A 19722-nucleotide genomic window follows, 5' to 3' on the forward strand; every position below is an offset into this window, starting at 1 on the left:
GTCAGGTGGCCAGCGCGCGGGCGGCCACCGTGAGGTCTTTGACCAGCCCGTCGTACGCCTTGTCCTGGTCGTCGGCGCGCAGCACCGCCGACGGGTGGATGGTGGCGAGCAGCTGGGCCGGCGGGGTGTCGGCCACCTTCCCGGCGCTGTCCACCGGTACCCGCTGGAAGTCCTCCGGGTGCTGGGCGGACGCCGGCCAGGGCATCAGCTCCCCGCGCTGGCGGGTCACCCGGAAGGTCGGGCCGAGCAGCGCCTTGGCCGCGGTGGCGCCCAGGACGACGACGATCTCCGGGTGCAGCCGGGCGAACTCGGCCACCAGCCAGGGCCGGCAGGCGGTGATGTGCACGCGGTCCGGGGTCTGGTGGATGCGCCGCTTGCCGCGCAGCTCGAAGCGGAAGTGCTTGACCGCGTTGGTGAGGTAGATGTGCGCGGGATCGAGGCCGGCGTCGTCGACCGCCTTGCGCAGGAGCCGCCCGGCGGGCCCGACGAAGGGCAGGCCCTTCTGGTCCTCCATGTCGCCGGGCTGTTCGCCGACGAAGACCACCCGGGCGCTCGCGTCGCCCCGACCGAAGACGGTCTGGGAGGCGTCCCGGTACAGCTCGCAGCCGCGGCAGCCGGCGGCCGCCGCCCGCAGGTCGTCGAGGGTGTCCGCGTCGGGCGGGATGAACCGCTGGGCGCCGGGGGCGCTCTCGGGCTGCTCGGCCATGCCGACTGTTATATACCCCTTCGCGGATCGGTGCCGGGTACGCGACGACCGGCACCGCCCCGGGGCGCGGGGTCAGTAGCCGCCGCCACCGCCGCCGCCACCACCGGACATCAGCGCGATGATCACGATGATGATCACGATCACCGCCACCGCGATCGCGATCCAGATGCCCCTCTTGGTCCTCGACGACGCCATGGCCGCTCACCTCCGGCGCGCGACATACCCACACCACCCGCGGTCACGCCCCGCCCCTGGTCCCCGCGATCTTGCACTTTCCGCCCCGACAACAACGACATTCTGGGGCATTACGCGGGCACAAACTGCAAGATCGCGGAGGTCAAGGGGGCGCGGGGGTCAGGCTGTCAGGGTCGGGGGTGGGGTGGGGTTCGCGGCTTGGGACAGGGCTTCGGCCAGGGGTCCCGTGTCGGCGTCGGTCAGGGGGCTCACGGTGATCCGCAGCCCGGGCCCGGCGGCGATGCGGTAGAGCGCGCCGGGCGCCACCGACCAGCCGGCGTCGCGCAGGGCGGTCACCGCGCTGGTCTCGTCCGGCACGGGCACCCAGACGTTGATCCCGCTGCGCCCGTACGCCGTGACCCCCCGCTCGGCCAGCGCGGCGAGCAACGCGCCCCGCCGCCGCTCGTAGCTCTCCGCCGCGCGGTCGACGAGGGCGGCGACCTCCGGATCCCGCCACAGGGCGAGCAGCAGCCGTTGCAGCACCGTGGACACCCAGCCGGCGCCGACCCGCGCCCGGCCGGCCACCCGGGCCACGGTGGTCTCGTCCCCCACGAGGACCGCGAGGCGCAGGTCGGGGCCGAAGGGCTTGCTCGCCGAGCGGAGGAAGGCCCAGCTCCCGGTCGCCCCGGCCAGGGGGTGCAGGGGTACGCGGGCCAGCTCGGCGGCGTGGTCGTCCTCGATCAGCAGCAGCTCCGGCCAGCCGGCGAGGAGGTCCCGCAGCGCCGCGGCGCGGGCGGCGGAGACGGCCGCGCCCGTGGGGTTCTGCGCCCGGCTGGTCACGATCAGCGCGCGGGCGCCCGCGGCGAGTGCGGCGGCCACCCCGGCCACCATCGGACCCTCGTCGTCGACGGGTACGCCGATCGGGCGCAGCCCGAGCGCCGCGACCAGGTCGAGCAGGTTCGCCCAGCCCGGGTCCTCCACGGCCACCGCGTCACCGGGCCGCAGGTGCGCGCCCAGCAACCGCTCGATGCCGTCGAGCGCCCCGCCGGTGAGGGTCAGCTCCCCGGCCGGTACGGCGTCGGCGGCCAGCCGTGCGCGGGCGGCCTCGGCCAGCTCGGGGAGCACCCCGGCGCCGGAGTAGCTGACCGGCGGGCCGGCCTCGGCGGCGAGGGCGGCCAGGTGCGGGCCGAGCGAGGGCAGCAGGCGCGGGTCCGGCTCGCCGGCGGAGAGGTCCTGCAGGCCGGGCGCGGGCGGCGGTCGCAGCGCCGAGCGGCGGGCCGCCACGGGCGGGCGGGGACGGACGCGGGTGCCGTGCCGGCCGGCGGTGGCCACGAGCCCGCGCTGGCGCAGCTCCTGGTAGGCGCGGGCCACGGTGGCCGGGCTGACCGCCAGCTCGGCGGCGAGCGCCCGTACCGGCGGCAGGGCCGCTCCCGGTGGCAGGGCGGCGGTACGGATGCCGGACTCGATGCTGGCCGAAATCTCGGCGGCCGTCGCCCCGGTGACCTGATAGCGTGCTGACACAAATCAGGGATTGTACTAGAACAAAGGGCGACGCGATGACCACCACCCCTGACGCCGAGCGGACCACGTACCCCCCGACCGGCCGGACGACGGCGAGCCGCTCCCGCGACCGGATGAGCTACGACCGCGCCGCCGCCCACGCCGTGCTGGACGAGGCGTACCACTGCGCGCTGGCGTTCACCGTCGACGGCGAACCGCGCGTGCTGCCCACGCTGCACGTCCGCGTCGGTGACACGCTCTACCTGCACGGCTCCACCGGCAGCCGTCCGCTGCTCGCCGCCCGGGGCGCCGGCCTGCCCGTGTGCGTGTCGGTCACCCTGCTCGACGGTCTCGTCCTCGGCCGCTCCCAGTTCCACCACAGCGCCAACTACCGGTCGGTGGTCGCGCACGGCACGGCCCACCTGGTCACCGACGAACGGGAGAAGGCCGGCGTGCTCACCGCGCTGGTCGAGAAGGTCGCCGCCGGGCGCAGCGCGGACAGTCGCCCGCCGACCCGCAAGGAACTGGCCGAGACGGCCGTCCTGGCGCTGCCGCTGCGCGAGGTCTCGCTACGCGCCCGCACCGGGGGCGTACGCGAGGAGGAGGCCGACCTCGCCCTGCCGTACTGGGCCGGCGTGGTGCCGCTGCGGCTGACGGCCGGCGTGCCCGAGCCCGACGCCGGCGTCCGCGCGCCGCTGCCCGCGTACCTGCGGACGCCGCCCTCGCCGTGGCACGACCCGGCGGTGCTGCGCGGGGAGCACGTCGTGCTGGAACCCCTCGACCTCGCCCACGCCGACGAGCTGCACGCGGCCACCGCCGACCCGGAGGTCTGGCGGCACCTCGGCAACCGGCAGCCGGTCGACGCGGCCGAGACGCGCCAGATCGTCGCGTCGGCCCTGGCCGCCCACCACCGGGGCGAGCGGGTGCCGTGGGTGCAGCGCTGCGCGGTGACCGGCGCGGTGGTCGGCACGACGTCGTACTACGAGGTGGATCCCGAGCGCCGGTCGGTGGCCATCGGCTACACGTTCCTGGGCCGGCCGTGGTGGCGCAGCGGCATCAACACCGAGGCGAAGCTGCTGCTGCTCACCCGCGCCTTCGAGGAACTGGACGCGGTCCGGGTGGTCTGGCACACCGACATCCGCAACGAGCGCTCGCAGCGGGCGATCGAGCGGCTCGGCGCGACCCGCGAGGGGGTGCTGCGGCGGCACCGGCAGCGCCCCGACGGATCGTGGCGGGACACCGTGCAGTACGCCATGACCGTCGACGAGTGGCCGACGGCACAGGCCGCCCTGCGGGAAAGGCTTCGCCCGGCGGCACGGGTGGCGTGATGATGTCCGGCGTGCTGGGGATCACCGACATCGGAACGTACGTGGTGGGCACCGTGGCGATCGTGCTGCTGCCCGGGCCCAACTCCCTCTTCGTGCTGTCCACCGCCGCCAAGCGCGGGGTGGGCGCCGGCTACCGGGCCGCCGGTGGGGTCTTCCTCGGCGACGGGGTGCTCATGTTCCTCTCCGCCGCCGGGGTGGCGTCGCTGCTCAAGGCGTACCCCCCGCTGTTCCTCGTGATCAAGTACGCCGGCGCCGCGTACCTCGGCTACGTGGGGCTCACGATGCTCCGCGGCGCCTGGCGGCGCTGGCGCGACCGCAACGACCCCGGCACGCCGCGCCTCATCGACGCCGCGCAGCCCGCGGAGCTGCGCAGCCCGTTCCGCAAGGCGCTCGTGATCAGCCTGCTCAACCCGAAGGCGATCCTCTTCTTCGTCTCGTTCTTCATCCAGTTCGTCGACCCGGCGTACCCCTGGCCGGTGCTCTCGTTCGGCCTGCTCGGGCTGATCGCGCAGGTGACCAGCGCGCTGTACCTCACCGCGCTGATCTTCACGGGTACGTTCCTGGCCGCGCAGTTCCGCCGGCGCCGGCGGCTCGCGGCGGGCGCCACCACGGGGGTGGCCGCCCTCTTCCTCGGCTTCAGCGTCAAGCTCGCCACCGCGAGCATGTGACCGGCCGGGCGGCCCCGCACGGGTCAGGTGCCGTCGCCTCCGCCGCCGCCCACGCCGGCGCTGCCGGCGGTGCCGCCCAGGCCGAACCCCGGCGGCACCGGATCGTCGGGCGGTCGGCTGACGTGCGCGGACTCCGTGATCTGTGCGGACCAGTCCGCGTGGGCGGCGGTCGCGGCGTGCCGGTTGATGGCCTCGCGTAGCCAGCCGTCCACCGTGGCCACCCAGTCCCGCCGGTCCGCGCCCGCGTGCCAGACGCGGAACCGGCTGATGCTCTGGTGGGTCACGCCGGCCAGCGCGAGCCGGCGGTCCATCCAGAGGATCACCTCCAACCCCGCCGCGTTGGTCACGAAGACCAGTTCGAGTTCGGTGATGGGGCCCGCGTAGAGCGGGGCGACCCAGTAGCCGATCCGCTGGTGCAGCGGCAGCGTCTGCTCCACGCCCGGCAGCCGGGCGTCCACGAGGCCGGCCTGGCGCAGGCTGAAGCCCAGCGTGTCGAGTGCCGCCAGCACGTGCGCCTGGGTGGGCAGCGGGTGCACGAACACCGGCACGAGGGCACCCTGGTCGAGCTGCGGTTCGATGGCCACCTCCGTCCGCAGGCCCATCCGGAGGCTGAGCAGCGGCACGCCGCCGAAGACCGTCACCGGGGTCTCCCAGGGCACCGGGAACTCGAACGGGATGGTCCGGCCGCGTCCGGCCCGGAGCACGAACGCGCCCGTCAGCGCCGCCTCGTGGAACTGCACGAGGCGGCGGGGCGCCGACGGGTCCTCCGACTCGGCGGTGGTCACCAGGCCGAGCCGGACGTGCTGCACCGGCACGTCCACGGAACCGGCGGTCACCGTCACCCGGCCGGGCAGCTTCAGGCCCGGCCGGGTGCTCGGATTGGTCAGCGCGGTACGCACGGTCAGGCCGGTCCAGCTGGACTCCGGCGACACACCCGTGAACCGCACCGGACCGCCTCCCGCCGTGAGATCGCCCCTCGCGGACCGGTTCCCCGATCCGCGAGGCACCTCAACTGTCGCGGAGCACCGGCCGGCTCACCACGACTTCGACGAAGCGAAAACACCCCTCCGCTTCAGCGCAGCCGACGTCCGCGCGGCACCGGGTCGGTCTCGTCGTCGAACTCGCCGATGACCTCCTCCAGCAGGTCCTCCAGCGCCACGAAGCCGACCGGTCGGGCCGGGCCGCCACCGTTGCGCACCAGGGCCAGCTGGGACTGGCGGGCCCGCATCGCGGCGACCGCCTCGGTCACCGACGCCTCCGCCGGGAGCGTGAAGGCGGTGCTCATCAGCTCGCCGGCGGTGGCGTGCTGACCCGTGGTGACCGCGCGCACCGCCTCCCGGACGTGCACCAGGCCGCAGACGTCGCCCGCCGCGTCCAGGACCGCCAGGCGGGACCGGCCGCTCTCGCGGCTGACCTGCTCGATCCGCTCGGCCGAGTCGTCCCGGTGGACCGTGACCATCGTCGAGAACGGCTCCATCACCTGGGCCACCGTGGTGCCCTGCAGCTCCAGCATGCTGGTGAGCAGCTGGTGCTGCTCGGCGCCGAGCAGCCCGTGCTCACGGGACTGCTCCAGCAGGATCCGCAGCTCGTCCGGCCCGTGCACCTGGGCGAGCTGGTCCTGGGGGTTCACCCGGGCCAGCCGCAGGATCGAGTTGGCCAGCGCGTTGAGCGCGGAGAGCACCGGCCGGGACACCCGCGCGAACGCGCGGAACGGCAGCGCCAGCAGCATGGCCGACCGCTCGGCGTCGGTGATCGCCCAGGACTTCGGCGCCATCTCCCCCACCACCAGGTGCAGGAAGGTGACCAGCGCCAGCGCGAAGACCAGCGCGATCGCGTGGCTGGCGGCCTCCGGCAACCCGACCAGGTGCAGCGCCGGGCTCACCAGGTGCTCGATCGCCGGCTCGGCGAGCGCACCGAGGCCCAGCGTGCACAGCGTGATGCCGAGCTGCGCGCCGGCCAGCATCAGCGACAGTTCGCGTACGCCGTCCAGCGCGGCCCGCGCGGCCCGCCCGCCGCCGGCGGCGGCCTGCTCCAGCCGGTACCGCTTGCTGGCCACCAGAGCGAACTCGGCGGCCACGAAGAAGCCGTTCAGGGCCAGCAGCACCACGGAGGTGAACAGCGCGATGCCCGGGCTCATCGGCGCACCCCTCCTGCCGTCATGCCGGACCCACTGTTCGCGAGCGCGGGGCTCTTCGGTTCATTCCTCGCGCTCACGCCGACACCTCCGGGCGCTTGCCCGGCTCGGTGAGCCGCAGCCGCACGGAGTCCGCCACGTGGCGGTCGACGGCCAGCACCTCGACCAGCGCGCGGGGCTCGACCTCGCCGTCCTCCCCGTCCGTGGGGAGGGTGATCTCCAGCCGGTCGCCCACCTCGGGCACCCGGCCCAGTTCCCGCATCACGAGGCCGGACAGGGTGTCGTACTCCGGCGCCTCGGGCAGGGCGATGCCCGTGCTGTCGGCCACCTCGTCGATGCGCCAGCGGGCCGGCACCACCCAGGAGCCGTCCGCCTGCCGGGCCGGCGCCCGCTCCGGCGGGTCGTCCTCGTCCCGGATCGGGCCGACCAGCTCCTCGGCGATGTCCTCCAGGGTGATCACCCCGGCGAAGCCGCCGTACTCGTCGACCACGCAGGCCATCTGCCGGTGGCCTGACCGCAGCCGGTCGAGCACCGTGGGCAGCGGCAGCGTCTCGGGCACCAGCAGCGGCGGTACGGCCACCGCGCTCACCGGGGTGGTGGCGCGCTCCTGCGGGGGTACGCCGAGCACGTCGGCGATGCCGACGACGCCCACGAGGTCGTCCACGCCCTCGGCTCCCCGGACCGGGAAGCGCGAGTGGCCGGTGTCCAGCAGCTCGACCACCCGGCTGACCGGGTCGTGGGCGCGGACGCTGTGCACGTCCACCCGCGGGACCATGGCCTCGCCGGCGGTCAGCTCGCGGAAGTCCAGCCCGCGGTCGAGCAGCGTGGACATCTCCACGTCGAGGTGCCCCTCCTGGCGGGACTCGGCGATGATCTGCTCCAGGTCCTCCGGGGTGGCGCCGCTGGGCAGCTCCTCGATCGGCTCGATGCCGACCCGGCGCAGCAGCCGCACCGCGGCCCGGTCGAACAGCCGGACCACCGGGCCGGCCACCTTCAGGTACATCAGGGTGGAACGCGCCAGCACGCGGCTCACCGACTCGGCGCGCGCGATGGCGAGGTTCTTCGGGGCGAGTTCGCCCAGGACCATCTGCACCACCGTGGCGATGATCAGGGCCAGCGCGACGGACAGCGGAAGGCTGACGGACTCGGCGACCCCGGCCAGGCCGAGCAGGTCGGCCAGACCGGCGCCGAGGTACGGCTCGGCGGCGTAACCGACCAGCAGGGCGGTCACGGTGATGCCGAGCTGGGCTCCCGAGAGCATGAAGGAGAGCCGGCCGGTCACCTCGAGTGCCCGCGCGGCGGCCTGGTCGCCGTCCTCGGCGAGCTGGCGCAGCTTGCCGCGGTCCACGGCGACGTAGCCGAACTCCTGAGCCACGAAGTAGCCGGTGAGTGCGGTGAGAACAATGATCAGGACCAGGCCCAGGACGATCAACACGGGAGGCTCAGGGCTCCCCGCAACGGCGTCGGGGCCATCGGATGCCGGGCATGACCCGGCTGGCTACTGCTGCCCTCCGGGGCAGAAGAGTCGATCATGCGGCCATTTTATCGGCGCTGGCTGTACGTCCGCTGAGGGTGGCCGAAGGCTCCCGCTTATCCGGTTTGCCGGAAGGTGCGGCCGGCACTGCCTGTGTGCCCGATCAGCGGTCGGCGAGTTCGTCGACGACGAGCAGGTCACGGTCGACCCGCCCGGAGCGGTACGCGGCCCGGCCGATCATCTGGGCGGCCACCGGGGCGGTGGCCAGCTGGAAGATCGCGACGAGCGCCACCATCCCGAGGTCGCTCGGGGACCGCAGCCGCAGCGCCACCCCGGTCAGGACGAGCAGCACCCCGAGCGACTGTGGTTTGGTGGCCGCGTGCATGCGGTCCAGCACGTCGGGGAAGCGCAGCACGCCGATCCCGGCGGCCAGGGCGAGCAGCGCGCCGGCCACCAGGAACAGGGCACCCAGCCAGTCGGCGACGACGGTGACCATCAGGCCTCCGTCCGCACGGCGAACCGGACCAGGGAGACCGAGCCGACGAAGCCGAGCAGGGAGAGCACGACGAGCACGGGCAGCGTGGTCGCGTGCCGGTTGACCGCCGCCTCGGCGGCGACCGAGCCGACCATGGTGGCCAGCAGCATGTCGGCGGCGACCACCCGGTCGACCAGCGACGGGCCCCGGTACAGCCGGACCAGGACGAGCAGCGCCGTCACCGAGAACAGCGCGGTGAGGACGACGACGAGGAACGTGGTCACGAGGTGTTCTCCTTCTCGACGGGATCGCTGTGCACCCGGCGCAGTTCGTCCGCCGAGCCGATGGCCCGGACGATGCGCCGTTCGATGTCGAGCACCCGCTGACGGTTGTCCGCGAGGCCCTGCGGCCCGCGTACGTCCAGCACGTGCAGGTAGAGGATCGCGGCCTCCCGGTCCACCTCGAGGATCAGCGTGCCGGGGACCAGCGAGACCAGTTCGGCGGTGAGCGCCAGGTTCAGGTCGGTGCGTACCCGCAGCGGAACTCCGATGACGGCGCTGCGCGGGACGAACCCGGGCCGCACCGCGACGGCGGCCACGTGCACGCTCGCCACGACCAGCTCGGCGACGAACCGGCCGGCGAGCGCCAGCAGGGCCCGGGGGCGCACCCGACCGGCGAACGTGACCGGCGGAAGCGGGAAGAAGACCAGCACGGCCATGCCGGCGAGCAGCCCGCCGAGCAGGTTTCCCCAGGAGAAGTCCCCCCAGAGCAGGTTCCAGATCAGCACCAGCCAGCCGAGCGCCGCCGCCTGGTCCCGCCACCGCCCCACCCGGCTGCGTACCCGGCCGACCGGCGGCTCCTCGCCGGTCACGGCGTGCCGCCGGGGAACACGGCCCGGATGTACGGGGTGCGGTCGCGCAGGTCGGTGGCGGCGTCGGCGGTCACGTCGAAGAGCGGCCCGGCGGCCACGGTCAACGCCAGCCCGAGCACGATCAGGGCGACCGTGGCGCCCACCATCGTGGCGGGCAGCCGGACGGCCGGCTCCTCGGTGGCCAGCCGGGGTTCGCGCCAGAACGCGATGTTCCACACCCGGGAGGCCACGTACAGGGTGAGCAGGCTGGTCAGCGTGCCGGCGGCGACCAGCGCCAGGGGCAGCGCGCCGCCGGCCGTGACGCCGGCCTGGAGCAGGCCGAGCTTGCCGAGGAAACCGGAGAACGGCGGCACACCGGCGAGGTTCATGGCCGGCACGAAGAAGAGCACGCCGAGCAGCGGCGCCATCCGCGCCAGCCCGCCGAGGCGGCGCAGGTCGGTGCTGCCGGCCCGCAGCTCGACCAGACCGGCCACCAGGAAGAGGGTCGTCTGGATGGTGATGTGGTGCACCACGTAGAAGATCGCCCCGGCGAGCCCGGCCACGGTGCTCAGCGCCACGCCGAAGATCATGTAGCCGATGTGGCTGACGAGCGTGAACGAGAAGAGCCGCTTCATGTCCGACTGCGCCACCGCGCCGAGGATTCCGACCAGCATGGTCAGCCCGGCCACCACCATGAGCAGCCGGGACACCTGACCTCCGGGGAAGAGCAGCGTCTCGGTCCGGATGACCGCGTACACGCCGACCTTGGTGAGCAGGCCGGCGAAGACCGCGGTGACGGGGGCCGGGGCGGTCGGGTAGCTGTCCGGCAGCCAGGCCGAGAGCGGGAAGACCGCCGCCTTGACCCCGAACGCGAGCAGCAGCGCCACCTGCAACGCCAGCCGTACGCCCTCCGGCAGCGCGTCCAGGCGCTGGGCGAGCTGGGCCATGTTCAGCGTGCCGGTGGCCGCGTACACCAGCCCCACGGCGGCCAGGAAGACCATCGACGAGAGGATGCTGACCACCACGTACGTCGAGCCGGTCCGGATCCGCACCTCGGTGCCGCCGAGCGTGATGAGCACGAAGCTCGCGGCGAGCAGGATCTCGAAGGCCACGAAGAGGTTGAACAGGTCGCCGGCGAGGAACGCGTTGGTCACGCCGGCGGTCAGCACCAGGTACGTCGGGTGGTAGATCGTCACCGGGGCGTTCTCGCCGATCTCCGCCTGCCGCTGCCCGATCGAGTAGAGCAGCACGCAGAGGGTGACGGCCGAGGACACCACCAGCATCAGCGCCGCGAGCTGGTCGGCGACCAGCACGATCCCGACCGGCGGCGGCCACGCCCCGACGGCCAGCACCACCGGCCCGTGCCGGTACGCCTGCACGAGCAGCACCGCGGCGACCACCAGCGTGGTCGAGAGCCCGGTCACGCTGATGGCGCGCTGCAACCGGGGCCACCGGCCCAGCACCAGGGTCAGCGCGGCGCCGAGCAGCGGCACCACCACCGGCAGGGGCAGCAGCCGGCTCATCGGGGCGCCCGCCGGGTCATGCGACGCCGTCCCCGCGCCGCAGCCGCCGCCGCGCCGGTTCCGGGTCGACCTGCTCCGGGTCGGCGCCCGGCCCCTCGCCGCCGAGGTCCGCGGTGGCCACCTCGTCACGCTCGGCCCGGCGGACGATCTGCCGGTCCTCCACGTCGTCGGGCACCTCGTCGTCCCCCGTCAGGTACCAGCTGCGGTAGGCGACCGCGAGCAGGAACGCGGTGAGCCCGAAGGTGATGACGATGGAGGTGAGCACCATGGCCTGCGGAAGCGGGTCGCTCATCCGGTCGACGGGACCGGCGCCCACCACGGGGGCTCCGCCGGAGCGGCCGCCCATCATGATGAGCAGGTTGACGCCGTTGCCGAGCAGGACGATCCCGAGGAGGATCCGGGTCAGGCTGCGCTCCAGCAGCAGGCGCACCCCGCAGGAGACGAGCACGCCGACGGCGACGACCAGCACGGCCGTCGGGCCCGCCCCGCCGCCGTTCACCGGCCCTCCCCCTGGTCGGCGGCCACGCGGGCGTCGGCGGCCTCGATGTGCCGGTCCACCTCGGCGCCGAGGCTGCGCAGGATGTCCAGCATCAGCCCGACCACCACGAGGTAGACGCCCACGTCGAAGAAGAGGGACGTGACGAGGTAGAAGTGCCCGATCCCCGGCACGTACAGGTCGACGCGGGCGCTCTGGAGCACCGAGCCGCCGGCCAGCAGCGCGATCACCCCGGTGCCCACCGAGACGGCCAGCCCGGCGCCGAGCACGGTGCCCGCCCCGATCGGCGCGGCGTCGGCCAGTTCGTACCGGCCGCCGGCCAGGTAGCGGACGACCAGCGCGAGGCTCGCCACCAGCCCGCCGGCGAAGCCGCCGCCGGGTGCGTTGTGGCCGGAGAAGAGCAGGAAGAGCGAGAACAGCACCACCGTGTGGAAGAGCAGCCGGATGATCACCTCCAGGACGATCGACCGGCGCCGCTCGTGCAGGCGGGCACCGCCCCGCAGCCAGACGGGTTGGCCGGGGCGCTGCGGGCGGGTCTCCCGCTGCGGCCGGCGGGGCCGGGGTCCGGTGCGGGACCGCTCGAAGATCAGGCTGGCCACGCCGGTGGCGGCCACCACGAGCACGGAGATCTCACCCATGGTGTCCCAGGCTCGGATGTCGACCAGCGTCACGTTGACCACGTTGCGGCCGTGCCCCTCGCTGACGGCCAGGTCGGCGAAGGCCGTCGAGATGCTGGTGCTCTGCCGGGCGGCACCGGCGACCAGCGCGAGGCCGGCGGCCGCCAGGCCGGCCCCCACGGCGACCGCCCGGCGCAGCCACCGGCTGCGGCGCAGTGGACGGGCCGAGAAGCGCGCCGGCAGGCGGCGCAGCACGAGGACGAAGACCGCGATGGTCGCGGTCTCCACGAGGAACTGGGTGAGCGCCAGGTCCGGCGCGCCGGAGAGGACGAACAGCATCGCGGTGCCGTAGCCGGTGACCCCGACCAGCAGCATGGCGGTCAGCCGGCGGCGTACGCGTACCGCCAGCACCGCCGCGACCGCGAGGACCACGACGACGACCAGTTGCAACGGGGTCTGCCAGAGGGCGATCCGCTCCTGCCAGGGCCGGGAGGCCAGCATCGCGCCGCCGGGGAGCAGCACGAACACGACGAGGATGATGCCCAGGTACTGCGGCAGGGAGCCGCGCTGGGTCGCGCCGGTCACTTCGACGGCGAGCCGGTCGAAGCGCCCGACCACCCACTCGTAGCCGGGATTCCCGCCGACCGGCGCCCGCAGCCGGGCCAGGACCGGGGCGAGGGGGCCGCGCAGCGCGAAGAGCGCGCCGCCCGCGAGCAGCGCCAGGGCCGACAGGCCGAGCGCCGGGGTCGGCCCGTGCCAGAGCGCCAGGTGCGCGTGGAGCGTGCCGAGCAGTTCGGCGTACGGGCGCAGGAGAGGGTCGAGACCACCGGCGAGCGGACCGGCGACCAGCCCCGCGACGGCGAGCAGGGCCGGCGGCAGCAGCAGCGGCGGCGCGACCCGGCCGAGGCGCGCCGGCGCGACGTCCGGCCGGTCGGCGAACGCCCCCCACAGGAACCGCACGCTGTACGCCACGGTGAGCGCGGTGCCCGCCACGAGCCCGGCGAGGACCACCGGCCGGTCGGTGAACGCGGCGAAGGCCGCCTCCTTGGCGACGAAGCCGATCAGCGGCGGCACCCCGGCCATGGACGCGGCGGCCAGCAGCGCCACGGTCACGAGCGGCGCCGCGCCGTGCCGCAGCCCGGAGAGCTCGCGCAGGTCCCGGGTGCCGGCACCGTGGTCGATCACCCCGACCACGAGGAAGAGGGTCGCCTTGAACAGGGCGTGCGCGAGCAGCATGGCGACCCCGGCCAGGGCGGCGTCCGGGGTGCCCGCCCCGACGAGCACCACGAGCAGGCCGAGCTGGCTGACCGTGCCGTACGCCAGCAGCAGCTTCAGGTCGGTCTGCCGCAGGGCGGCCCAGCCACCGACGATCATGGTGGCCACGCCCGCGACCAGCACGACCGGTCGCCACGGCCCCACGGTGGCGAGCGCCGGCGCGAGCAGCCCGATGAGGTAGACGCCGGCCTTCACCATGGCGGCCGCGTGCAGGTACGCGCTCACCGGTGTGGGCGCCGCCATCGCCACCGGCAGCCAGGCGTTGAACGGCAGCACCGCCGACTTGGACAGCGCGCCGGCCAGGATGAGCAGCACCGCGGCGACGAGGTGGCCGCCGTCGGGCAGCCGCCCGGCCCCGATCTCCGACCACCGGTAGGTACCGGCGTGCTGGCCGAGCAGGATGAACCCGACGAGCATGGCGAGCCCGCCGAGCGAGGTGACGATCAGCGCCTGCGCGGCCGCCCAGCGGCTGGACCGCCGCTCGGTGCTGTGCCCGATCAGCAGGTACGAGAAGATCGTGGTCAGTTCCCAGCCGACGTACAGCAGCAGGAGGTCGTCGGCGAAGACGACACAGAGCATGGCCCCGGCGAACGCGACCAGGACGGCGGCGAACCGGGCCAGCCCGAGGGAGCCGGGGCCGAAGTACCGGGCGCAGTAGACGAGCACGAGCGCGCCGACGGCGCCCACCAGCAGGGTCATCAGCCAGGAGAGCGTGTCGAGCCGGAACGCGAGGTCGAGGCGGAGCTGGCGGATCCAGGCGTACGTCTCGACCACCGCGCCGCCGTGCCGGACGGCCGGCGTCTGCGCCAGCGCCCAGCCGAAGGCGGCGGCCGGCGCCAGGGCCAGCGGGTAGAAGGCGCGCGGACCCCACCACCTGACGAACAGCGGCGCGAGGAGTGCCGCCACGAGGTGGAGGATCAGCAGTACGAGCACCCGCACTCCCGGTCGAGGTGGCAGCGGCGGACGCCTCCGGCGGTCGGCGCCTAGATGCGATCAGACGTCAGTTCCGCGCTCTTCGGGCGGATTCTGCGAAAATCGCCCGTATCGCCCGCCAAGGTGCCCCACATCCAAAAGACCCCGGCGTCACGCCGTCCCCACCCGCGACCCCCACCCCGGCGATCATGAGGTTGGCGGGCAGAAACCGGGACGTTCGCCCCCGCCAACCTCATGATCAACCGCGAGAGCGGGCGGGTGATCCGGCGGGCGGGCCGGCGTCGGCGGGTTGGTCGGGGGGCTTCTGGTGTGCCGGGGCGCGGGTGTCGAGGGCGGCCCCCTGGCGCCCCGACTCGGTCAGCAGGTCGGTGCGCCCGAGCTGGCGGGCGACCCGGTGCACGACGCGCTCCGCGGCGGCCAGCGAGCGCACCGACAGCAGGCGACCTCGACTCTCCCGCCGCAGCACGAAGTAGTGCACCGCGGCGCGGACCTGCCCCCGGTCGGCGGCGCTGGCATGGGCCGTGGAGACGACCAGTTCGCGCAGGCAGCGGGCCAGCCGCTCGGCGAGCTCAAGTTCGGGACCGCGCAGCCCGGCGCGGACGGCGGCGAGATGGCTGTCGACCTTGCGGATGAGCACGTCCGTGCCGCGCTCGACGTTCCGCTGCTCGACGGCCATCCGATTCCTCCACCCCGGTCCGGTCGCGAGTGAAGTTACTTTATGTTGCGCATCACAAGCAAGCAGTTAAGTGAGACTTAATGCGTCAACCGTTACTTCCACTCCCCAAGTGTCCTATCCAGACATAAACCACCACCGCCCGTAGGGGGATTGTCGCAGCCCCGCGGCAGGATGGACAGGTGGCGGAGATGGCAGACGGCCCCGGCGTGGGCGACGCGGACGTGCTGAGCGGGTTCAGCCCGGCGACCCGGGAGTGGTTCACCGCCGCCTTCGCCGCGCCCACCGCCGCCCAGGCGGGCGCGTGGCAGGCGGTCTCGGCCGGGCGCAACGCGCTCGTCGTGGCGCCGACCGGCTCCGGCAAGACCCTCGCCGCCTTCCTCTGGTCCCTCGACCGGCTGGCCCGCGAGCCCGCCCCGGCCGACGCGAAACAGCGGTGCCGGGTGCTCTACGTGAGCCCGCTCAAGGCGCTCGCCGTCGACGTCGAGCGCAACCTGCGCGCCCCCCTCGCCGGCATCCGGCAGGCCGCGACCCGGCTCGGCATCGCCCCGCCCGACATCACGGTCGGCATGCGCACCGGCGACACCCCGGCCGACGAGCGGCGCGCCTTCGCGCGGACCCCGCCGGACATCCTCATCACCACCCCCGAGTCGCTGTTCCTGCTGCTCACCTCCGCTGCCCGCGACTCGCTCCGCGGCGTCCAGACGGTCATCGTCGACGAGGTGCACGCGGTCGCCGGCAGCAAGCGCGGCGCCCACCTCGCGCTGTCCCTGGAGCGGCTCGACGAACTCCTGCCGGCACCCGCCCAGCGGATCGGCCTGTCCGCCACGGTCCGGCCGATCGACGGCTGCGCACGGTTCCTCGGCGGGGCCCGGCCCGTCGACGTGGTCCAACCGCCCACGCCGAAGACCATCGAGGTCGCCGTCGAGGTGCCCGTGGAGGACATGACCCGCCTCGACGAGCAGGAGCAGCCGCTCGACGACGAGCTGGGCGGGCCGGGGCCGCGCCGGCCGTCCATCTGGCCCGCCGTCGAGGAACGGGTCTACGCCCTCATCCGGGCGCACCGCTCGACCATCGTCTTCACCAACTCCCGGCGCAGCGCGGAGCGGCTCTGCGCCCGCCTCAACGAGCTGGCCGCCGAGGAGCTGGCCGGCGCGGACGGCACCGGCGCGGGGAGCGGTCCCGGCCGGTCCGCGGCCGACGGCGGCCCGGCCGGCGGTCGCGCCCCGTCCGGCGGGCCGTTCCGGGCGCCGCGCCAGCCGGCCGAGGTGATGGCCCAGTCCGGATCGGCCGCCGGCGCGGCACCCGTGATCGCCCGGGCCCACCACGGCAGCGTCTCCCGCGAGGAGCGCAAGCACATCGAGGAGGCGTTGAAGTCCGGGCAGCTGCCCGCCGTGGTCGCCACCTCCAGCCTGGAACTCGGCATCGACATGGGCGCGGTCGACCTCGTCGTGCAGATCGAGGCCCCGCCGAGCGTCGCCGCCGGCCTGCAGCGCGTCGGTCGGGCCGGGCACCAGGTCGGCGCCGTCTCCCGCGGCGTGGTCTTCCCCAAGCACCGCGGCGACCTCCTCTCCTGCGCCGTCGTGGCGGAACGGATGAGCGAGGGCGCCATCGAGGAGCTGCACTTCCCGCGCAACCCGCTCGACGTGCTGGCCCAGCAGATCGTGGCGATGGTGGCACTGGAACCGTGGCGGGTGGGCGACCTCGCCGTGGTGGTCCGGCGCGCGGCGCCCTTCGCCGAGCTGCCCGACTCGGCGCTGCACGCCGTGCTCGACATGCTCTCCGGCCGCTACCCCTCGACGGCCTTCGCCGAGCTGCGCCCCCGGCTCGTCTGGGACCGGGCCACCGACGTGCTCACCGGCCGGCCCGGCGCGCAACGGCTCGCCGTGACCAGCGGCGGCACGATCCCCGACCGGGGCCTCTTCGGGGTCTTCCTGGCCGGCGCCGAGCGGGCCGCCCGGGTGGGCGAACTCGACGAGGAGATGGTCTACGAGTCGCGCGTCGGCGACGTCTTCCTGCTCGGCTCATCGTCCTGGCGGATCGAGGAGATCACACCGGACCGGGTGCTCGTGTCCCCCGCGCCCGGGCAGGCCGCGCGGATGCCGTTCTGGAAGGGCGACACGCTGGGCCGGCCCGTCGAGCTGGGCCGCGCCATCGGCGCCCGGGTGCGCGCCCTGCTGCGGATGGACGACGAGGCGGCGATCGCCGCGCTGCGCGCCGGCGGGCTGGACGACTGGGCGGCCGGCAACCTCATGGCGTACCTGCGGGAGCAGCGTGCCGCCACGCGGTCCCTGCCGGACGACCGGACGATCGTCGTCGAGCGGTTCCGTGACGAGCTGGGCGACTGGCGCCTCGCGGTGCACAGCGTGCTCGGCGCGCGGGTCAACGCGCCGTGGGCGCTGGCCATCGGGCGCCGGCTGACCGAGCGCTACGGCGTGGACGCCCAGGTGATGCCGTCCGACGACGGCATCGTCGTACGCCTGCCGGACACCGCCGACGAACCACCCGGCGCCGACGTGGTGGCCTTCGAACCCGACGAGATCGCCCAGCTCGTGGAGGAGTCCGTCGGCACGTCGGCGCTCTTCGCGTCCCGGTTCCGCGAGTGCGCGGCCCGGTCGCTGCTGCTGCCCCGCCGCGACCCGCGCCGCCGCCAACCGCTCTGGCAGCAGCGCCAGCGCGCCGCCCAACTGCTCGACGTCGCCCGCGAGTACGCCGACTTCCCGGTCACGCTGGAGGCCGCGCGGGAGTGCCTCCAGGACGTGTTCGACCAGCCGGCCCTGGCCGGGCTCATGCGGGACCTGTCCGCCCGCCGGGTGCGCCTCGTCGAGGTGGAGACCGCGCAGCCGTCGCCGTTCGCCCGGTCGCTGCTCTTCGGCTACGTGGGCGCGTTCCTCTACGAGGGCGACGCGCCGCTCGCCGAGCGGCGGGCCGCCGCGCTGGCACTGGACTCGGCGCTCCTCGGCGAACTGCTCGGCCGCGTCGACCTGCGGGAGCTGCTCGACCCGGCGGTGCTCGCCGAGACCGAGCGGCAGCTGCGCTGGCTCACCGAGCAGCGGCGGCCCCGCGACGCGGAGGACGTGGTCGAGCTGCTGCGCGTGCTCGGCGACCTCACGGCCGACGAGCTGGCGGAGCGGGGCGTGCCGGTCGACTGGCTCACCGACCTGGAGGCGGCCCGCCGGGTGCTGCGCGTCCGGATCGCCGGCGAGGAGCGCTGGGTCGGCATCGAGGACGCGGCCCGGCTGCGCGACGCGCTCGGCGTGGCCCTGCCCGTCGGGGTCGCCGAGGCGTACCTCGCACCGGTCCCCGACCCGCTCGGCGACCTCGTCGCCCGGTACGCCCGCACCCACGGGCCGTTCGCGGCCGCCACCTGCGCGGCCCGGTTCGGGCTCGGCGTGTTCGTGGTGGAGCAGGCGCTGCGGCGGCTCGCCGCCACGGGCCGGGTGGTGTCCGGCGAGTTCACCCCGGACACCGTCGGCAGCCAGTGGTGCGACGCCGAGGTGCTGCGGATGCTGCGTCGCCGGTCCCTGGCCGCGTTGCGCCGGGAGATCGAGCCGGTGCCGCCGCGCGCGCTGGCCGCGTTCCTGCCCCGCTGGCAGCAGGTCGGCTCGTCCGCCCGCGGGGTGGAGGCGCTGGCCGCGACGGTGGAGCAGTTGCAGGGCGCCGCCGTGCCGGCGTCGGCGCTGGAGCGGCTGGTGCTGCCGGGCCGGGTGGCCGACTACTCCCCCGCCCAGCTCGACGAGCTGTGCGCGAGCGGCGAGGTGGTCTGGGCGGGCTCCGGCGCCATCTCCGGCGGCGACGGCTGGGTCACGCTCGCGTACGCCGACGCCGCGCCGCTGCTGCTCCCCCCGCCGGACGAGGGGCTGGCCCTCACGCCGCTGCACGAGGCGGTGCTCGACGCGCTGGCCGACGGGCAGGCGCTCTTCTTCCGACCGCTGGCCGACCGGGTCGGCTCGACCGACGACGCGGCGCTGACCGCCGCCATCTGGGACCTGGTGTGGGCCGGCCACCTCACCAACGACACGCTCGCCCCGCTGCGCGCGGTGCTCGGCGCGGGCGGGGCGCACCGTTCACGGCCGTCCGCGCCGCGCACCCGATACCGGCGCCCCGGCCGGATCGCGCTGCCCACCCGCGGCGGCCCGCCCACCGTCGCGGGGCGCTGGTCGCGCCTCCCGGAGCGGGACACCGACCCGACCCGCCGGGCCGCCGCGCTGGCCGACGTCCTGCTGGACCGGCACGGCGTGCTCACCCGGGGCGCGGTCGTGGCCGAGCAGGTGACCGGGGGTTTCGCCGCCGTGTACCCGGTGCTCTCCGCGCTGGAGGAGCGCGGGGCGGCCCGGCGCGGCTACTTCGTGGAGGGGCTCGGCGCCGCCCAGTTCGCCGTGCCCGGAGCGGTGGACCGCATCCGGGCGCTCGCCGAACCGGCCGACGCCGGGCGGGGCGGCCCCACACTGGTGCTCGCCGCCACCGACCCGGCGAACCCGTACGGCGCGGCGCTGCCGTGGCCGGAGCGGGTGGTCGACTCGGGCGACGGCGACACCCCGGCGACCGGGCACCGGGCCGGCCGCAAGGCGGGGGCGCTCGTCGTCCTGGTCGCCGGCGACCTCGTGCTCTACGTGGAGCGGGGCGGGCGCACGCTGCTCTCCTTCACCGACGACACCGAGGCGCTCGCGGCGGCCGCCAAGGCGCTCGCGGACGCGGTGCACACGGGCGCGCTCGGCGCCATCTCGGTGGAGCGGGCCGACGGTGAGGCCGTGCACACCTCGCCGCTGCGTGACGCCCTGACCGCCGCCGGTTTCCGGGCCACCCCGCGCGGTCTGCGACTGCGCGGCTGACGACGACGGCCCGGGCCGTCGCGGTGGCCCGCGGCCACGCCGGTGCCGCTCGCTGGCGACGCGC

The 19722-nt window shown here is 74.9% G+C and carries 16 protein-coding genes; 3 read left to right on the top strand and 13 right to left on the bottom strand.

The genetic code is table 11. From position 1 onward, the window contains the following. Nucleotide 1: 1 nt before the first annotated feature. The 3 genes from OG994_RS17175 to OG994_RS17185 form a co-directional block, all read right to left on the bottom strand. Nucleotides 2-706 carry a UdgX family uracil-DNA binding protein gene (locus OG994_RS17175; RefSeq protein ID WP_120331558.1) on the bottom strand — a complete coding sequence of 235 codons (705 nt, stop codon included), beginning with the start codon at nt 704-706 and terminating at the stop codon, nt 2-4. Between the two features lie 72 nt (nt 707-778). Further along, nucleotides 779-901, bottom strand: a complete 123-nt coding sequence (locus tag OG994_RS17180; RefSeq protein WP_328850313.1) for a hypothetical protein — start codon at nt 899-901, stop codon at nt 779-781. 159 nt (nt 902-1060) lie between these two features. Beyond that, complete coding sequence (locus OG994_RS17185; protein WP_328850314.1) at nt 1061-2401, bottom strand: aminotransferase class I/II-fold pyridoxal phosphate-dependent enzyme; 1341 nt, start codon at nt 2399-2401, stop codon at nt 1061-1063. Between the two features lie 35 nt (nt 2402-2436). On the opposite strand from OG994_RS17185, the gene OG994_RS17190 reads away from it, so the two are divergent. Both OG994_RS17190 and leuE read left to right on the top strand, forming a co-directional pair. Further along, nucleotides 2437-3708 carry a bifunctional pyridoxamine 5'-phosphate oxidase family protein/GNAT family N-acetyltransferase gene (locus tag OG994_RS17190; protein WP_328850315.1) on the top strand — a complete coding sequence of 424 codons (1272 nt, stop codon included), beginning with the start codon at nt 2437-2439 and terminating at the stop codon, nt 3706-3708. Then, on the top strand, nt 3708-4376 hold the full coding sequence (gene leuE / locus OG994_RS17195) for a leucine efflux protein LeuE (RefSeq protein WP_120331561.1): 669 nt from the start codon (nt 3708-3710) through the stop codon (nt 4374-4376). The genes OG994_RS17190 and leuE overlap by 1 nt, the downstream gene beginning before the upstream one ends. 23 nt (nt 4377-4399) lie before the next feature. Here the strand turns inward: leuE and OG994_RS17200 are convergent, their stop codons facing one another. The 10 genes from OG994_RS17200 to OG994_RS17245 form a co-directional block, all read right to left on the bottom strand. Next, on the bottom strand, nt 4400-5323 hold the full coding sequence (locus OG994_RS17200; RefSeq protein WP_120331562.1) for a sporulation protein: 924 nt from the start codon (nt 5321-5323) through the stop codon (nt 4400-4402). Nucleotides 5324-5448: 125 nt separating this feature from the next. Then, nucleotides 5449-6513 (bottom strand): hemolysin family protein, encoded by a 1065-nt coding sequence (locus OG994_RS17205; protein ID WP_120331563.1) that lies wholly within the window; start codon nt 6511-6513, stop codon nt 5449-5451. A gap of 73 nt (nt 6514-6586) precedes the next feature. Continuing rightward, entirely contained in the window at nt 6587-7945 is a 1359-nt protein-coding gene (locus OG994_RS17210) for a hemolysin family protein (protein ID WP_120331564.1), read from the bottom strand. A 202-nt stretch (nt 7946-8147) separates the two neighbouring features. Further along, complete coding sequence (mnhG, locus tag OG994_RS17215; protein ID WP_120331565.1) at nt 8148-8480, bottom strand: monovalent cation/H(+) antiporter subunit G; 333 nt, start codon at nt 8478-8480, stop codon at nt 8148-8150. Then, entirely contained in the window at nt 8480-8743 is a 264-nt protein-coding gene (locus OG994_RS17220; RefSeq protein WP_120331566.1) for a monovalent cation/H+ antiporter complex subunit F, read from the bottom strand. The genes mnhG and OG994_RS17220 overlap by 1 nt, the downstream gene beginning before the upstream one ends. Then, entirely contained in the window at nt 8740-9330 is a 591-nt protein-coding gene (locus OG994_RS17225) for a Na+/H+ antiporter subunit E (RefSeq protein ID WP_120331567.1), read from the bottom strand. Before OG994_RS17225 ends, OG994_RS17220 begins: the two co-directional genes overlap by 4 nt. Then, on the bottom strand, nt 9327-10832 hold the full coding sequence (locus OG994_RS17230; protein ID WP_120331568.1) for a Na+/H+ antiporter subunit D: 1506 nt from the start codon (nt 10830-10832) through the stop codon (nt 9327-9329). The genes OG994_RS17225 and OG994_RS17230 overlap by 4 nt, the downstream gene beginning before the upstream one ends. Before the next feature lie 16 nt (nt 10833-10848). Continuing rightward, nucleotides 10849-11331: a Na(+)/H(+) antiporter subunit C gene (locus OG994_RS17235; RefSeq protein ID WP_328850317.1), complete on the bottom strand. Its 483-nt coding sequence runs from the start codon at nt 11329-11331 to the stop codon at nt 10849-10851. Continuing rightward, nucleotides 11328-14153: a Na+/H+ antiporter subunit A gene (locus tag OG994_RS17240; protein WP_328850318.1), complete on the bottom strand. Its 2826-nt coding sequence runs from the start codon at nt 14151-14153 to the stop codon at nt 11328-11330. The genes OG994_RS17235 and OG994_RS17240 overlap by 4 nt, the downstream gene beginning before the upstream one ends. A 238-nt stretch (nt 14154-14391) precedes the next feature. Then, a complete protein-coding gene (locus OG994_RS17245; protein ID WP_328850319.1) occupies nt 14392-14829 on the bottom strand; it encodes a hypothetical protein in 438 nt (145 codons plus the stop codon). Nucleotides 14830-15017: 188 nt separating this feature from the next. Between OG994_RS17245 and OG994_RS17250 the strand changes: the two genes are divergently transcribed. After that, on the top strand, nt 15018-19658 hold the full coding sequence (locus tag OG994_RS17250) for an ATP-dependent helicase (protein WP_328853735.1): 4641 nt from the start codon (nt 15018-15020) through the stop codon (nt 19656-19658). The last annotated feature ends 64 nt before the right edge of the window (nt 19659-19722 follow it).

Origin of the sequence: Micromonospora globbae, from assembly GCF_036184225.1 — a bacterium.
In the GTDB taxonomy this organism is placed as follows: Bacteria; Actinomycetota; Actinomycetes; order Mycobacteriales; family Micromonosporaceae; genus Micromonospora; species Micromonospora globbae.

Bases quoted from the DNA above. Each gene is read 5' to 3' on its own strand.
- OG994_RS17175 (WP_120331558.1), bottom strand. From the start codon at position 706: ATGGCCGAGCAGCCCGAGAGCGCCCCCGGCGCCCAGCGGTTCATCCCG.
- OG994_RS17180 (WP_328850313.1), bottom strand. From the start codon at position 901: ATGGCGTCGTCGAGGACCAAGAGGGGCATCTGGATCGCGATCGCGGTG.
- OG994_RS17190 (WP_328850315.1), top strand. From the start codon at position 2,437: ATGACCACCACCCCTGACGCCGAGCGGACCACGTACCCCCCGACCGGC.
- leuE (WP_120331561.1), top strand. From the start codon at position 3,708: ATGATGTCCGGCGTGCTGGGGATCACCGACATCGGAACGTACGTGGTG.
- OG994_RS17205 (WP_120331563.1), bottom strand. From the start codon at position 6,513: ATGAGCCCGGGCATCGCGCTGTTCACCTCCGTGGTGCTGCTGGCCCTG.
- mnhG (WP_120331565.1), bottom strand. From the start codon at position 8,480: ATGGTCACCGTCGTCGCCGACTGGCTGGGTGCCCTGTTCCTGGTGGCC.
- OG994_RS17230 (WP_120331568.1), bottom strand. From the start codon at position 10,832: ATGAGCCGGCTGCTGCCCCTGCCGGTGGTGGTGCCGCTGCTCGGCGCC.
- OG994_RS17245 (WP_328850319.1), bottom strand. From the start codon at position 14,829: ATGGCCGTCGAGCAGCGGAACGTCGAGCGCGGCACGGACGTGCTCATC.
- OG994_RS17250 (WP_328853735.1), top strand. From the start codon at position 15,018: ATGGCAGACGGCCCCGGCGTGGGCGACGCGGACGTGCTGAGCGGGTTC.